The sequence below is a fragment of the Marinobacter sp. G5_S1_61_S3 genome (genome assembly GCF_054968585.1).
Genome location: NZ_JBQKUK010000026.1, coordinates 1 through 13621 on the forward strand (window position 1 = coordinate 1; position 13621 = coordinate 13621).

At 59.7% G+C, this 13621-nt stretch carries 14 protein-coding genes; 2 read left to right on the forward strand and 12 right to left on the reverse strand.

All coding sequences use genetic code 11. From position 1 onward, the window contains the following. Nucleotides 1–70 precede the first annotated feature (70 nt). The 7 genes from ACTRWH_RS19535 to ACTRWH_RS19565 form a co-directional block, all read right to left on the reverse strand. Nucleotides 71–952 (reverse strand): alpha/beta fold hydrolase, encoded by an 882-nt coding sequence (locus ACTRWH_RS19535; RefSeq protein ID WP_462826753.1) that lies wholly within the window; start codon nucleotides 950–952, stop codon nucleotides 71–73. Nucleotides 953–1048: 96 nt separating this feature from the next. Beyond that, the gene (gene modC, locus ACTRWH_RS19540) at nucleotides 1049–2125 is read right to left on the reverse strand and encodes a molybdenum ABC transporter ATP-binding protein (RefSeq protein ID WP_085678748.1); all 1077 of its coding nucleotides are present in this window, start codon (nucleotides 2123–2125) and stop codon (nucleotides 1049–1051) included. Then, nucleotides 2122–2802, reverse strand: a complete 681-nt coding sequence (gene modB, locus ACTRWH_RS19545; protein ID WP_462826754.1) for a molybdate ABC transporter permease subunit — start codon at nucleotides 2800–2802, stop codon at nucleotides 2122–2124. Before modB ends, modC begins: the two co-directional genes overlap by 4 nt. Continuing rightward, entirely contained in the window at nucleotides 2802–3602 is an 801-nt protein-coding gene (modA, locus tag ACTRWH_RS19550) for a molybdate ABC transporter substrate-binding protein (RefSeq protein WP_462826755.1), read from the reverse strand. Before modA ends, modB begins: the two co-directional genes overlap by 1 nt. A gap of 23 nt (nucleotides 3603–3625) precedes the next feature. Beyond that, the gene (locus ACTRWH_RS19555; RefSeq protein ID WP_462826756.1) at nucleotides 3626–4423 is read right to left on the reverse strand and encodes an SDR family oxidoreductase; all 798 of its coding nucleotides are present in this window, start codon (nucleotides 4421–4423) and stop codon (nucleotides 3626–3628) included. 64 nt (nucleotides 4424–4487) lie between these two features. Beyond that, nucleotides 4488–5405: an alpha/beta fold hydrolase gene (locus ACTRWH_RS19560; RefSeq protein ID WP_305936496.1), complete on the reverse strand. Its 918-nt coding sequence runs from the start codon at nucleotides 5403–5405 to the stop codon at nucleotides 4488–4490. 98 nt (nucleotides 5406–5503) lie between these two features. Further along, a complete protein-coding gene (locus tag ACTRWH_RS19565; protein ID WP_305936497.1) occupies nucleotides 5504–6427 on the reverse strand; it encodes a sterol desaturase family protein in 924 nt (307 codons plus the stop codon). A gap of 134 nt (nucleotides 6428–6561) precedes the next feature. Here ACTRWH_RS19565 and ACTRWH_RS19570 point away from each other — a divergent pair, with 134 nt between their 5' ends. Then, on the forward strand, nucleotides 6562–7575 hold the full coding sequence (locus tag ACTRWH_RS19570; RefSeq protein WP_421859527.1) for a helix-turn-helix domain-containing protein: 1014 nt from the start codon (nucleotides 6562–6564) through the stop codon (nucleotides 7573–7575). On the opposite strand, the gene ACTRWH_RS19575 is transcribed toward ACTRWH_RS19570, so the two are convergent. Further along, entirely contained in the window at nucleotides 7565–8302 is a 738-nt protein-coding gene (locus ACTRWH_RS19575) for a glutathione S-transferase family protein (RefSeq protein ID WP_036210924.1), read from the reverse strand. The genes ACTRWH_RS19570 and ACTRWH_RS19575 overlap by 11 nt on opposite strands. A gap of 139 nt (nucleotides 8303–8441) precedes the next feature. Here ACTRWH_RS19575 and ACTRWH_RS19580 point away from each other — a divergent pair, with 139 nt between their 5' ends. Then, entirely contained in the window at nucleotides 8442–9218 is a 777-nt protein-coding gene (locus ACTRWH_RS19580; protein WP_462826757.1) for an META domain-containing protein, read from the forward strand. Here ACTRWH_RS19580 and ACTRWH_RS19585 read toward each other — a convergent pair. From ACTRWH_RS19585 to ACTRWH_RS19600, 4 genes are all read right to left on the reverse strand, one after another. Then, complete coding sequence (locus ACTRWH_RS19585; RefSeq protein ID WP_036210927.1) at nucleotides 9193–10059, reverse strand: substrate-binding periplasmic protein; 867 nt, start codon at nucleotides 10057–10059, stop codon at nucleotides 9193–9195. The genes ACTRWH_RS19580 and ACTRWH_RS19585 overlap by 26 nt on opposite strands. 104 nt (nucleotides 10060–10163) lie before the next feature. Beyond that, complete coding sequence (locus ACTRWH_RS19590; protein WP_036210930.1) at nucleotides 10164–11222, reverse strand: betaine/proline/choline family ABC transporter ATP-binding protein; 1059 nt, start codon at nucleotides 11220–11222, stop codon at nucleotides 10164–10166. Between the two features lie 11 nt (nucleotides 11223–11233). Continuing rightward, nucleotides 11234–12268: an ABC transporter permease gene (locus ACTRWH_RS19595; RefSeq protein ID WP_091642485.1), complete on the reverse strand. Its 1035-nt coding sequence runs from the start codon at nucleotides 12266–12268 to the stop codon at nucleotides 11234–11236. 104 nt (nucleotides 12269–12372) lie between these two features. After that, nucleotides 12373–13341: a glycine betaine ABC transporter substrate-binding protein gene (locus ACTRWH_RS19600; RefSeq protein WP_462826758.1), complete on the reverse strand. Its 969-nt coding sequence runs from the start codon at nucleotides 13339–13341 to the stop codon at nucleotides 12373–12375. Between the last annotated feature and the right edge of the window lie 280 nt (nucleotides 13342–13621).

Here is a 13621-nt window from a genome sequence, read left to right on the forward strand (position 1 = left end):
GAACCGTATGCCCGGTGGTGTGAGAGGACGGGGGAGGTAACTCCCCCTCCTACTCGATGTATGGGGCAGCTCAGGGGTGTGCAGCCACGAATGTGCGGACGGCACGAGATACGGCTTTGGGTTCCGTCAGTGGCGCCCAATGGGTTGTATCCAGCGTTTGCAGGGTTAATTTTCCGGTCCAGCGAACCAGATGCTCGTTCAGTTGAGGGCGCACATATGCGTCCCTGGTCGGGATGATTACCTGGACCGGACAGCGCGCCACCCGGGTTCGTGGCCGCAGCAACCGGGTCAGGAAGTTCGCCCGGTAAAGCTTGACCCCATACAGCCCGTCGGACTTCTGGGAGGCGCTGAACCTGGCATCGGCAACCTGCTCATGATGCTTCAGGTACCCTGGCCAGAGCCTGTCGAGGCCGGCTTTCCAGATCATTTCCGGGATCACAGGCACTTGGAACAGGAACACGTACCAGGAGCTTGTGAGTTGCTGGAGTACCTTCGCTGCCCCTGCCAGCCCGGGTGTTGCCAGCTGTTTCCGGAGCCAGAAGCCGATGTGGTCCAGACAGGGGCCGGAAATGGAGGTGTAGGAGCGAATGCGATTCTGCAAGGGCTCTCCGGTGACGGACTCCCAACTCTGGATCGCCCCCCAGTCATGCGCGATCAGGTGGAACTCGCGTCCGGGGATCAGGGTGTCTACCACCGCTTGGAGGTCGTCGGCCAGCAGGGCCAGGCGATAATCCCGGGTTTTTCGGGGCTTGCCGGACTTGCCGGCACCACGGACATCGTAACGGATCACCAGATACTCCTGGCTCAAGGCGGCGCTGACCTTGTCCCAGACCTGAAGATTGTCCGGGTAGCCATGAACCAACACCAGCGGCGTCGAGTCCGGATGGCCTTCGGTAACGGCATGGATAGTGAGCCCGCCGCTGTGCACCCAGTGTGTTTGATGATTGCCCACAATCAATACCTGCCCTGTGTTTGAGAGTCAGGTCAGGGTAACCATCCTGGCGCCGACGCCGGATAGCAGGGCGGGCCAAACACCGGGCCAAAGGTGTCAGTCCACGAGAGCTACGGACTTTATTTGCATCCACACGGTCTTGCCGGGTTCAAGGCCGAGCTGGTCTACGGAGCGGGTGGTCAGCCTTGATAACAGCGGGGTTGGCCCCGCCAGAAGCCGGACAAGGCTAACGCCCGGCGCCACATCCGGATCGACCTGATCGATGATGGCCGGAACCAGGTTCTGGATGCTCTGGTCGGAATGCTCAGCCAGCGCGAGGCTGATATCCCGCGCCAGGACCTGCACACGAACCCTGTCTCCCGGTGTCAGCCGGTCGTCCTGGCGCAACCACAGTTGGCCCCCGTCGAACCTGAACAGGGCCAGATGCCAGCGTGGGTCCAGATGGTCGATCCGTCCTTCCAGCAGAACCCCGGCATCGTCTTCCAGTCGAAAGGGGTTGTTGGTGCGGGCGAGCGTTTCCTGCAGCGGGCCCTGGGCCACCACCCGGCCATCCTCCATCATCACGATGTGGTCGGCCAGGCGGGCGACCTCTGGCGTGGAGTGGGACACGTAGATGATGGGAATCGCGAGGGTGTCCCGGAGCCTCTCGAGGTAGGGCAGGATGTCCTGTTTACTGGCTCGGTCCAGAGCAGACAGCGGCTCATCCATCAGTAACAGCCTTGGACTGGTCAGCAGTGCCCGCGCAATCGCGACCCGCTGGCGCTCACCGCCGGAAAGTCCGGCCGGCATGCGCTCCAGGAGGGATTCCAGGCCAAGCCAGCGAACGGCGTCATCGAATCTGATCTGTCGTTCGCCGGCGGGAATACGGCGGTAACCGAACTCCAGGTTCCTGCGGACGTTCAGGTGGGGAAAAAGCTGGGTTTCCTGGAACACGTACGCCAGGGCGCGCTTGTGTACCGGCCGGACGAACTCTTCCGTCTGCCAGGGTTCGCCCAGAACGGTCATGGTTCCGGGCGCGTTCTGAAGGCCTGCCATGCACCGAAGCAGCGTGGTCTTGCCGCAACCGGAGTGCCCGAACAGGGCGGTAATGCCGGTACCCGGGAGGGTCAGGTCAACGTCCAGGTCGAACCCCGGAAAGGCACACCGGAAGCGGGCATGGATAGTGGCGGTCATCTGAGAGCTCCCGCGCGGGCTTTGCCGTTAAGCGCGTAGAGGGTCACCAGAACCACAAAGGAGAACACCACCATGCCGGCGGACAGCCAGTGGGCCTGGGCGTACTCAAGGGATTCCACGTGGTCGTAGATGGCCACCGACAACACCTTGGTTTCACCCGGGATGTTGCCACCGATCATCAGGATCACGCCGAACTCACCGATGGTGTGGGCGAAGGTGAGCACGGAGGCGGTCAGGAATCCGTTTCTTGCCAGGGGCACGGCGATAAACAGGAACCGCTCCCACGGGGCGGCACGAAGGGTTGCGGCGGCTTCCATGAACCCCTCGCCTACGGCTTCAAAGGCATTCTGCAGAGGTTGAACGGTGAATGGCAGGGAGTATATGACCGACGCCACCACCAGGCCCTCAAAGGTAAATGGCAACAGGCCGATCCCGAGGGACTGTGTTATCTGGCCAACCCAGCCGTCAGGCCCCATGACCAGCAACAGGTAGAAACCGAGCACTGTGGGTGGCAGCACCAGGGGCAGGGCGACGATCGCTGCAACCGGCTGGCGCAGCCAGCGCCGGGAGCGGGCCAGCCACCAGGCGATGGGCGTGCCAATGAGCAGCAGCAACAATGTGGTGGTCGTGGCCAGCCTGAGTGTCAGCCAGACCGGGTCCCAGTAGGTTCCAAGCATCAGTCAGCCGTGTCGTAAGCGGGGTCATAGCCATAGCCCCGGATCGTGGCGATGGCAGTGTTCGATTTCAGGAAATCCATCCAGGCCAAGGCTGCCTCATTGTTGGTTCCCCGGTTCAAAAGGATAGCCTGTTGGTCAATGGGTTGGTAATAGTCCTGGGGCACGTTCCAAAGGGAGCCTTCCTTGTCGTCCCAGGATGTTACCTGAGACAGGGCTACAAAGCCGGCCTGGGCGTTGCGGCTGACCACAAACTGAAAGGTCTGGGCGATGGAATCGCCACGAACCAGCTTCGCCTGCAGTGCCTGCCAATGGCCTAAATGTTCCAGAACCTGTTGTGCTGCAAGGCCGTAGGGCGCGGTCTTCGGGTTTGCCATGGCCAGCCTTGCGAACGTTTGCTGGGCCAGGTAGCTCTCAGCGTCCCCGAAAGCGTCCGGGGTCGGGCTCCAAAGCACCAGCTTGCCCCGGGCATAGGTGAAGCGGGTATTGGGGGCGCCGGCCCGCGCCTTCTCAATAAGCGCCGGCCTGCGTGCATCGGCGGCCATGAACACGTCGAAGGGCGCACCGTTCCGGATTTGGGCGTACAGCTTGCCGGTGGACCCGAAGCTGGCTGAAACCGTGTGGCCGGTCTTGGCTTCAAACTGTTTGGCCAGTTCGCGGGTGGTGTCGGTGAAATTAGCAGCAACGCCGAGGCTGACTTCACCGGCCATGACCGGGAGGCTGGCTATTGAAAAAAACAGCAGCGTGGCAATGCGTAAGAGACAGACTCTTGGTAGATGATCCGCTGACGTGGATTGGTACATAACCGTTTTCAGTGACTCCAGATTCAGTTCTGCTTGCGCGCCAACTTAAACATCATCTCGGGAGCGACACGCTTGACCCAAAGCGCTGCCATTTCCTTGCCCTTGCCGACGGGAATCTCGCGTTTTCCCTTGGCCAGCGCACTGACGATGACATCCGCGCACTCGCCGACGTCCATGCCACCGGCAATGTTCTCGTCTTCCTCGCCGAAGGCAGAGCCATCGGCCGCCAGGGCATTGCGGGAAATGTCCGTGCGGATAAATCCGGGGGTGATGGTGGAGACCAGAATGCCATCGTCTTCCACCTCGGCCCGCAGGGCGTCGAAGAAGCCCATCACCGCGTGCTTGGCGGCACAGTAGCCGGTGCGCAGGGGGACGCCGACTTTACCGGCCACGCTGGCGGTCACCGCCAGGTGTCCGGATTGGCGCTCCAGCATATGGGGGAGCACGGCCTTGGTCAGCGCAATCTGCCCCATCACATCCACATCCAGTAGCTTCTGGTACACCGACAGATCGGTATCCTTGCACAGAGAGCGTTGGGAAAGGCCGGCGTTGTTGATCAGCAGGTCGATCTGGCCGAAGTGACTGATGACGTGGTCGGCAGCTACCGGAAGTGAGGGCAGGTCGGTAACGTCAAGAGGCAATACCAGCATGTTTTCCGGGGCGGCGCCGGCATCAATGCAGTGCTGGCGGACCCTCTCCAGCTCTGGCTGGCGTCGCGCCGAAAGAACAACTCTTGCATTTTCGCGCGCAAACCTGGCTGCCAGGGCCTCACCAATGCCGGACGAGGCGCCGGTGATCCACACGACTCTGTTGGTAAACATGGGCTTACTCCGATTAGTTGGGTGGCATTGATCTTAGCGCCCCGGGCCGGTCGGCGTCATGTTTTTACGCGCCGGAGTCTGTCCCGGTACGCAGGCAGTCGAGGATGTGGTGCCAGACCGCGTCAGCATTGGTTTCATTGACCAGTTCGTGACGGGCGCCGGGAAACAGACGGTCGGAGGCAACGAGCAGGCCGGCGCCACGAAGGTTGGCAACATGCCGGTTGAAACCGTGTCCCATCTCGCCAACCGGGTCGCTGTCACCGGCCAGCAGGTGTATCGGAAGGTCCTTGCGCCATGTTTTTGGATTGATGGTCAGCATGCCACCAATGAAGTCGGACCATAGGCCTGCCGTGCAGGGAAAGCCGCAGAGTGGGTCTCTCAGGTAGCGGTCCACCTGTTGCGGGTCGCGGCTGAGCCAGTCATGGCTGGTGCGATTGGGGGAGAACGCCTTGTTGAAGGCACCGAAGGTCATATTGTCGATCAGGCGGCTGTGGTGCCGCTTCCCGCGCAGTGCCCGGATAGAGCGGACCAGTGCCAGGGAGGCCCGCAACTTCGGCTTGTCGATACGATTGGTCGCGCAGAGGATCAGTCTGTCGATCTGGTCACCATACTGCTGGCTGAAGGCCTGGGCGATGAACGAACCCATGCTGTGGCCGAACAGCGTTAGCGGGAGGTCGGGGTGTTGCTTTCTGGCATGGACAACGACTTGCTGCAGGTCGTCCACTACTTTCTGCCAGCCCTTGTGGTCGGCGTAATGGCCAAGGTCAGTTTCGGGGCAATGCGGTCCGTGGCCTCGATGCTGGATCGCAATCACCGATACCCCCTGCTGGTTCAGCCAGAGCGCCAGCGGCTGGTAGCGGGCTGCATGCTCCGCCATGCCGTGGGCAATCACCAGCACGGCCGACGGGGCCTCCGCCGCCCACGACAGCAACGGAATTCGATGGTGATCGGGGCTGTTGATGAAACTTTCCTGCAGGTCCATGTTGGTCGATTCCGGGCGGGTTGTTGGCGTAAACGGGAGTCTAGCCGGAAATCGGACCTTAATGTGAGACGGAGCCGGAAAATCCGGCTTTTGTGGCGCTAGTCCGCGTCCCGATCCCATTCGGGTGGCTTCCACAGGTGCTTCAGGCGGGCTTGCAGGCCGCCTGGTCGGGCCATGGCCCGGAACAGGTCCACGTACTCGTGGGTCCACAGCACCAGCAGGTTCCTGGAGTGTATTGGTCGGGTAATGCCGTAGTCCGGTGGTGCCTGTTCGTCTTCGGCGACAAAGGTGCCGAACAGTCGGTCCCAGACGATCAGGGTGCCACCGTAGTTGCGGTCGATATAGCCGGGGTTGCGGCCATGGTGAACCCGGTGATGGCTGGGGGTGTTGAACACGGTTTCCACCCAGCCTGGCAGTTTGCCAACCAGCGTGGTGTGAATGAAAAACTGGTACACCAGTGAGAGGGCATAAGCCACGCCGATCCACACAGGATTGAAGCCGATCAACGCCAGGGGCACATAGAACAGCCACATGCCGTTAAAGATATTGGTGGCATTCTGGCGCATGGCGGTGGAGAAATTCATACGCTCGGAGGAATGGTGGACCACATGGGCGGCCCAGAACCAGCGTATGCGGTGGCTGGAACGGTGCATCCAGTAGAAACAGAAATCCACTCCAAGAAACGTCAGAAGACCCGTTGCCCAGTTCAGTTCCAGATCCAGCAGGCGGTGATGGTAGAGGAATGCGTGTACGGGAAAGGCGATCAGGCCCGCGAACAGCAACTCCGTCAGTTGGTAGCCGGCACCCAGGGCAAAATTCCGCAGGGCTTCCGGTACGTCCATGCGCGTGGGGTCGTGGCGAATCCGCAGGTACTCCCACAGGGTGACGGCAATAAACACCGGCGTAGCGACAACGAATATCAGTTGGCGTTCGTCCAGTGCCAGCCAGGGGGCGAGGGTGTTCCAGAGGGGCAGCAACCCGCTCTCCTCAAGAACCGCCCTCATCATGTCCATCAATGCCATGGTGAAACCGTATTGTGATTGTAGGTGTGACTGTATTCTGCGCCGATGGCGATGCCATAAATTGACAATAAACGCCACAAAATTGATGATTAGTGCCAACAATGAATGACGCAGCGCGTGGAGGACCGTGAACGATGGCCAAGGTAATGCGGGTAACCGGAGCCTGGACGGGACTGCTATCGGACTGGCTTGAACAGGAGGGACTGGAGAATGCCCCGGTCAGGATAGCGCTGGCGCGCTGGGCGTCGGAAGACAACGTACCGGTGCCAGTGTGGCGTGACCTGCTGGCGCAGGGACTGGCTCTGGCGCCTCAGTATGCCGCTCCCGAGCTAAAGGTGGGGGCCTGTGTGCGTCCTGCCCATGTGGGTGTGCTCGGCTATCTGGTGCTGGCGTCCGACACCCTCGGCGAGGCCATGTTGGCCTACCAGCGCTACGAAACCCTGTTTTATGGTGCCAGCCTGGCGGAAATCGAGGTCGTCGGCGATCAGGCGGAAATGCGCTGGCCGCCCTCGGAGAATGAGCTTGGCCAGCAGGCGGACGGCGCTGCAATTGCAGCATTGGTGACCTTTATGCGTCGCCAGATTGATCAGCCACCTCCGCCCTCGCTAGTGAGTTTTCTGGGTGACGTCAGTGCTGAGGCGGCCAGGGAATACGAACGGTTTTTTGGCTGCCCGGTGACCTGGAACGACAGCCATGTGCGGGTCCGGTTTCCGCTGCATTACCTCAGCCTGCCCATGCCCCGGCGAGACCCGACACTTCGCGAGTTGCTGGACCGGCAGGCCCGTGCCCTGCTGCGGGCGTTGCCGGAGGCGTCACAGGCGGGCTCGGGCATTGATCGCCAGCTACAGCAGGTACTGCTGAAACTGTTGTCTGATGGCGAGCCCACCCTTGCGCGTGCAGCCCATGACATGCACATGTCACCGCGAACGCTGCAGCGACGCCTGGCTCGGTATCAGTTGAGCTGGCAGCAGTGGCTCGATCGGAACCGGGAACAGCTGGCGCGACAGTACCTGGACGACACCTCACTGACGCTGACCGACATTGCTCTGCTGTTGGGCTTTTCCGAGCAAAGTGCTTTTACCCGGGCCTACCGCCGCTGGACCGGCAATTCACCCGGCCGAGAGCGCCGTCAGTGGCTCAGCGATTAGCAGCATAGACCTTTTCCAGCGTGTGGATCTGTGGCTGCCATTGATCCAACCAGGCCTGGATGTCTTTGGGGATTTTCGCCGGTTTGGGCCAGGGCACCGGGTATTGGCCGGGCTGGAACATGGGTGCGAACAAGGATGCCGCGGCGAGGTCGGCGCGGGAGAAGCTATCTCCAGCCAGGTAGGGCTTCTCCTGGTAGGCATTCGCCAGTTCGGTCAGGTAGCGCTCCATGGTTTCCCGCGACTGCGCGGCGGTTTTCTCGTTGATCTTCATCCATTTGCGCATGACCTCGTCCACCCGGCTAAAGGCCAGTCTCAGTAGAATCCGATTGTAGAAGGGCGTGCCCGCAGCCAGCATGGGAACGACCACCTTGGGGCGTTGCAGGAAGTGGTGGTAGGAGTAACAGCGCACGCTGGGGCCGGCTTCGTCGTCCAGCCGCTGCTCCCAGGACAGCGCGGCCTCGCGGGCTTGCGGGTCGGTCGGCGTCAGCGGGTTTTCGGGAAACGTGTCGTCCAGATAGTCAATGATGGCTTTCGATCCCTGAACCCGGTGACCGTTATGGTCCAGTACCGGTACCGATGAATCAGCGCCCGTCAGTTTGCGGATGGTGTTGATGTGCTGGCCGGGCAGAAGGCTGATGGCTTCGTAGCTCAGACCTTTGTGATCCAGGGCCCAGCGAGCCTTTTCGCAGTAGTGTGAAATAGCAAACTGGTAGAGTTTTATCGCCATGACGTGGAATGCTCCCGGGTGTTTTGATGGCCTAAGCGTAATGCTTTAAGACAGGAAATGGTAACGGCTCTGCTTTAAAATCGGCAGCCATCATGGATAATCTGCAACTGTTACAACCACAGGGAATGAGGAATAGACAATGAAAGGAATCGCTGCGTTGTGGCCGCTGACGTTGGTCATGCTTGGACTAATTGCCGGCTGCGCGTCTGGCCCTGGTGAGGGTAGTCAGGAGGAAGCGGTCAAGGCCTGTAGCCAGGCGCTGCCGCCGTGTTTTGCTCCGGGACCCATTGAACAGCCTTTTGTTGCCCGGGGGAATGAACCGTTCTGGCGGGTGATCGTCGAGCCAGGGCAACTGGAGGTGGAGCGAATGGGTGTGGAGCCGGTCGCATTGCGTTATGACATGGTTGAGCAAAGCCCCACCGAGCGGACTTTTCGCGCTGAGGGCGATGGCATTCGGATTGAGCTCAAAGCGGCCAGCCAGTTATGTCGCGACTCCATGTCTGGCATGCCTTATCCCCGCCAGGTTCGTCTTGCCATAAACGGCGAGGCAACCAGCGGCTGCGGGGGTGACCCCGAAGAGTTGCTTCTGGGGCCTGAATGGGTTGTTGAGGATATCGGAGGTCGCGGCATTGTTGACAGCTCCCGGGTCACACTGAACTTTCAGGAGGACCAGCGTGTTTCCGGGCGTGCGTCCTGCAATCAGTTCAGCGGCGGATGGAACCTGACTGGCGAGGGCCTTGAGTTTACCCGGATGGCGTCCACCAAAAAGGCTTGTGCCCCGGCGCTGATGAACCAGGAAGACCGATTCCTGTTGCTGTTGGGTGAGGTTCGACGCTTCGACATTGGCCGGCACGGTGAGTTGCTGCTGGTGACCGGAGATGGACGTCTGATCAGGGCATTTCAGTCCACAGACTGAGTCCGTACTGGTCCAGGATCTGCTGTACCCGGCCGCTGTCCATGAGTTGTCGGGTGCCTTCCGTTAAGAGTTTCGCAAGTTCTTTTGCGTCTTCCCGTACCGGGGAAAACGCGACGAAGGCATCGATTTCGTCGACCAACCCTGCTTGCCGTGGCGCGGGGACAGTGTCGTTGTTGTTCATTTCCCACCAGGCCATCACGTAGATATCTTCCGCAAAAATGTCAGTACGGTGTTGGTCCAGCAGGTAGATGGCCCGATCAAGGGGTGACGGCCCCGCGATCACCCAGATTCGTTCCGGGTTGGCCTGATGCTCCTCAATGTACTGGTCCAGCTCATCGGTATAGGAGTACCCATTGATGACCAGCAGCTTCTGGTTATGGAGCGACGCCAGCCCGTCGTATACCCAGCGGTTGTCAGGGTGGGTAAACAGCGCAATGGCTGAGCGCCCCTGGGGGGTGTCTGGAAACACGAAATCCGGGGCATCGGTTGTGAAGGCACCGACCACTGCGTCCAGTTGACCTTCACGCGTTAATTGCAGCGCCCGTGCCCAGCTAACGTTGACGTACTCCACGGTATAGCCGGCTTCGCCAAGGACCTCGCGGGCAATGTCCACCATGTAGCCCTCGCGATCGCTCCCCGCTTCGCAGTTATGGGGGCACCAGGGATCGGATGCGATAACGATCGTCCGGGGCCGGGGTGTCGTATTGGAAAGGGCAGCGGACAGGGCCTCATTGGTTGGCGTCTGCGTGTCGACGTCTGAAGAAGGGCTCTCTTCGTCAGGAGGAGGTGAGCAGCCGTGCAACAGGAGTACGGTTAGTAGAGCCACTGCCAGTCTGGGCATGATCGTTGTCTGGGGCACCGCGAAGCTACGGCGACCTATTTATAATAGCCCGTCTGTCACGCTGCTGTCATCCAGGAGCCCACCTCCACCGGGATGGCCCCCGATCAGTAACGGCTGCGATTGTCTCCTTCCGATGCATCGACCGGCACCAGTGCCTTGACCAGTTCTTTCATCTCGAGAATGCCTACCTGATTGCCTTTTTTGACCACCCGATAGACAAGGTCGGTATCGCCGTCGGATCTTGCGATCACCGACTCCAGGTTGTCCCGATCGGAAATGTCGCCGGCACTGTCAGCGGGAGGTTCCGTGGTTTTTGCCATCACGGAACGCACTCTCAGAACCCGTGCACGATTGATGTCGCTGATGAAATCCGTAATGTACGGATCGTTGGGATGCATGAGAATTTCCTGGGGTTCGCCCTGCTGGACGATGTGTCCGTCCTTGAGGATAACCAGGTGGTCCGCCAGCTTTAGCGCCTCGTCCAGATCGTGGGTGATGAACACCACGGTTTTCTTCAGTTCCTCCTGCAACTCCAGCAGCAGGTCCTGCATGTCGGAGCGAATCAGCGGGTCCAGGGCGGAGAAGGCCTCGTCCATCAGCATCACGGGCGAGTTGGATGCGAGTGCCCGGGCAATGCCCACGCGCTGCTGCATACCGCCGGATAGCTGGTGCGGGTATTGGTTTTCGTTGCCTTCCAGCCCCACCCGGGCGAGCCATTTCTTGGCTTCGTCCTCGAAGTCCCGCACCGTATGGCCTCTTACCAGCAGCGCCATGCCGGCGTTCTCCAGCACGGTCTTGTGGGGAAGCAGGGCGAATTTCTGGAAAACCATCGACATTTGTTCACGCCGCAGCTTCCGCAATCCGTCCTCGTCGAAGGCGAGTACGTTTTTGCCATCCACCTTGATCTCACCGGCAGTGGGTTCGATCAGCCGGTTGAGATGGCGTATCAACGTGGACTTGCCTGAGCCCGACAGACCCATGATGACGGTGATCTCGCCTTCTCGCATATCCACGTTGATATCCTGGAGACCCAGTACGTGGTTGTGCTTTTCCAGCAGTTCGGCCTTTCCCATGCCCCGGCGGACATACGCCAGGGCGACATCGGGAATGGGGCCGAAAATCTTGTAGAGGTTCCGGATGGAAATCTTGATATCCCGGTCCACGATTCGCTCCCTTACTGTTTCTGTGAGGCGTTGATGCGCGCCAGTGAGGCCTTGGTTACCCGGTCAAGGATCACCGCCAGAATCACGATGCCAAGGCCGGCAACCAGCCCGACACCCAGTTCCAGGTTGCGAATGCCCTGAAGCACCAGCACCCCGAGCCCCGGTGCCGACACCAGGGAAGCGATAACCACCATGGCCAGGCTCATCATAATGGTCTGGTTTACACCCGCCATAATGTTGGGCAGCGCCAGTGGAATCTGGACCTTGAAGAGTTTCTGCTGGCTGGTCATCCCGAAGGCGTCAGCGGCTTCGATTACATCCTTGTCCACCAGGCGGATACCCAGGTTGGTGAGACGGATGACCGGCACAATGGCGTACAGGATGATGGCAATGCCGTAGAGCTTGGACTCGGTCACGCTGAACAGGAAGATCAGCGGAATCAGGTACACAAAGGGCGGCAGTGTCTGCAGCATGTCGAGCACGGGAATGGTCAGGCGCTGCATCATGTCGCTGCGGGACATGGCAATGCCGATGGGCACGCCCAGCAGCACACAGAGGAACGCGCAGACAAAGATGATCGATAGCGTCTCCATCGCATACTGGTAGTAGTCAATAAAGGCCAGCAGAACCAGGCTGCCCGCCACAAATCCCACCAGTTTCCAGGATTTGGTGACGACAAACACCACGGCCAGCAGCGCCGGTATCACGATCCACCAGGGCGTGTTCAGCATGCCGTAGAGTGTCCCGTCCAGAAACCAGCTTAGTGGTTGGGTCAAAGGGTCCAGAACAACACTCAGACTGTCCTTGATGGACAGGAAGCCCTCTTCAAGACCTTTTGTCAGTTCCCTGGATTTGGGGAAGGCCGCACAGGACTCGTTAAGCGCGTCCATGGATGGAAAAGGCAGGTCCCATAGTGACTCTGCTTCGGCGTCCGTTCCTTTGGTTTTTTGCAGCAACGCCGCCATTGACATGGGGGCATCACTTTGGCCGTCAGAGCACCAGTCTTCCAGACCCAGTGATGAAAACACGAAATCGTAGGTCGCCATTTGCGGTCAGTTCCCAGAAGCGTTCAGATGAAAATGGGTAATGTGAGTTCGCCTGTTCGGTTTGACAGGGCCGGGAGACGGCCCTGTCAGGGTAGGTGGAGAGATTACTCTCCCAGCACCGAAGCCAGGCGTTTCTTGGCCGAATCGTTCAGCCAGCTTGACCACTCGTCGCTGTTGTTGCTCAGGAAATACACGGCCGCTTCTTCTGCCGACGCGTTGTTGGAATCCATCCACGCCAACAGGGCGCTCATGGTGTCGGTCTTGAATGTCAGCTTGCTGAGCATTTCCGCGACTTCCGGCTCACGATCCTTGAAGTCCGTGGTCACGGATGTCAGTACGGTGGCGGCAGGAAATTCAGACACGCCAGGGTTGTCCGCTTCCTGGGTCTGATTACGGGTATGAACCTCCGGCTTGTAATCACCCAGTTCGACGCGGGTCATGTCGAACTTGCCGAGCGGGACAGTGGGGCCCCAGTAATAGCCAAACCAGGGCTCTTCAGACTGCACGGCGGAGGCCATGGACGAGGCCAGGGTTTCACCGGAACCGTGGTTGAACACCTCAATGCCAGAGCTTTCCAGGTCGAGCGCCCTGATCAGGTTGTCACTGACCACACGACAACCCCAGCCACTTGGGCAATTGTTGAAGCGGTTGTCCACCAGTTCCGGATTAGCCATGACACCTTCGATGGTGGTCAATTCGGGGTGCTTCTCGGCCAGGTAGGTTGGAATCCACCAGCCTTCAACGCCACCGGGCTCCAGTACTTTTGTCAGGCGCTCGATCTTGCCCTGTTCTTCCAGTTCCAGGTAGGCCTCACCTGCGGAGTTGAGCCACAGTTCGGTAACGATGTCCGGTTCACCATTTTCGGCGACCGAGGTAACAGCGGGGACGGTGTCGGAGGGAACCACGGTGACATCACAGCCGTACCCCTGCTCCATGATGAATTTGGCGACGCTGGTGACAACTGTGTTGGATGCCCAGCCCATTTCGGTGATGGAAACTTCACCGCAATCGGCCTGAGCAAGTGCAGGCACGGACATCGCGCAAAGCAGCGCGACTGGCGTTAGCTTTCGCATGATTGGTTCTCCTTATGGATTTTGAAAATACGCGGAAACAGATCCGCTGGAGCGGTTCTGAAGACCGCTCTAGAGGTGAAGACGCCGTATTGATACTGCGTTTTCAGAGGGCAAGACAAATGTTGTGACCTCGGTTACTACGTATCTTTAGAGTAACGCCCTGAGCGTGAGTTACAAGCCATTCATGTAAAATGTCACCAGAAAATGCACATGCTTTCCGGTGTTTTGAGCCCCAGTGTCAACGAACTGAAGCAATTCAGCAGTAGTTTGAAGGGTTGTC

What these genes read in the sequence shown, in the direction of transcription:
- ACTRWH_RS19575 (WP_036210924.1), bottom strand. Translation starts at nt 8,302, where the DNA reads ATGGCGATAAAACTCTACCAGTTTGCTATTTCACACTACTGCGAAAAG.
- ACTRWH_RS19555 (WP_462826756.1), bottom strand. Translation starts at nt 4,423, where the DNA reads ATGTTTACCAACAGAGTCGTGTGGATCACCGGCGCCTCGTCCGGCATT.
- modA (WP_462826755.1), bottom strand. Translation starts at nt 3,602, where the DNA reads ATGTACCAATCCACGTCAGCGGATCATCTACCAAGAGTCTGTCTCTTA.
- ACTRWH_RS19600 (WP_462826758.1), bottom strand. Translation starts at nt 13,341, where the DNA reads ATGCGAAAGCTAACGCCAGTCGCGCTGCTTTGCGCGATGTCCGTGCCT.
- ACTRWH_RS19565 (WP_305936497.1), bottom strand. Translation starts at nt 6,427, where the DNA reads ATGGCATTGATGGACATGATGAGGGCGGTTCTTGAGGAGAGCGGGTTG.
- ACTRWH_RS19585 (WP_036210927.1), bottom strand. Translation starts at nt 10,059, where the DNA reads ATGCCCAGACTGGCAGTGGCTCTACTAACCGTACTCCTGTTGCACGGC.
- ACTRWH_RS19595 (WP_091642485.1), bottom strand. Translation starts at nt 12,268, where the DNA reads ATGGCGACCTACGATTTCGTGTTTTCATCACTGGGTCTGGAAGACTGG.
- ACTRWH_RS19560 (WP_305936496.1), bottom strand. Translation starts at nt 5,405, where the DNA reads ATGGACCTGCAGGAAAGTTTCATCAACAGCCCCGATCACCATCGAATT.
- ACTRWH_RS19580 (WP_462826757.1), top strand. Translation starts at nt 8,442, where the DNA reads ATGAAAGGAATCGCTGCGTTGTGGCCGCTGACGTTGGTCATGCTTGGA.
- modC (WP_085678748.1), bottom strand. Translation starts at nt 2,125, where the DNA reads ATGACCGCCACTATCCATGCCCGCTTCCGGTGTGCCTTTCCGGGGTTC.
- ACTRWH_RS19570 (WP_421859527.1), top strand. Translation starts at nt 6,562, where the DNA reads ATGGCCAAGGTAATGCGGGTAACCGGAGCCTGGACGGGACTGCTATCG.
- modB (WP_462826754.1), bottom strand. Translation starts at nt 2,802, where the DNA reads ATGCTTGGAACCTACTGGGACCCGGTCTGGCTGACACTCAGGCTGGCC.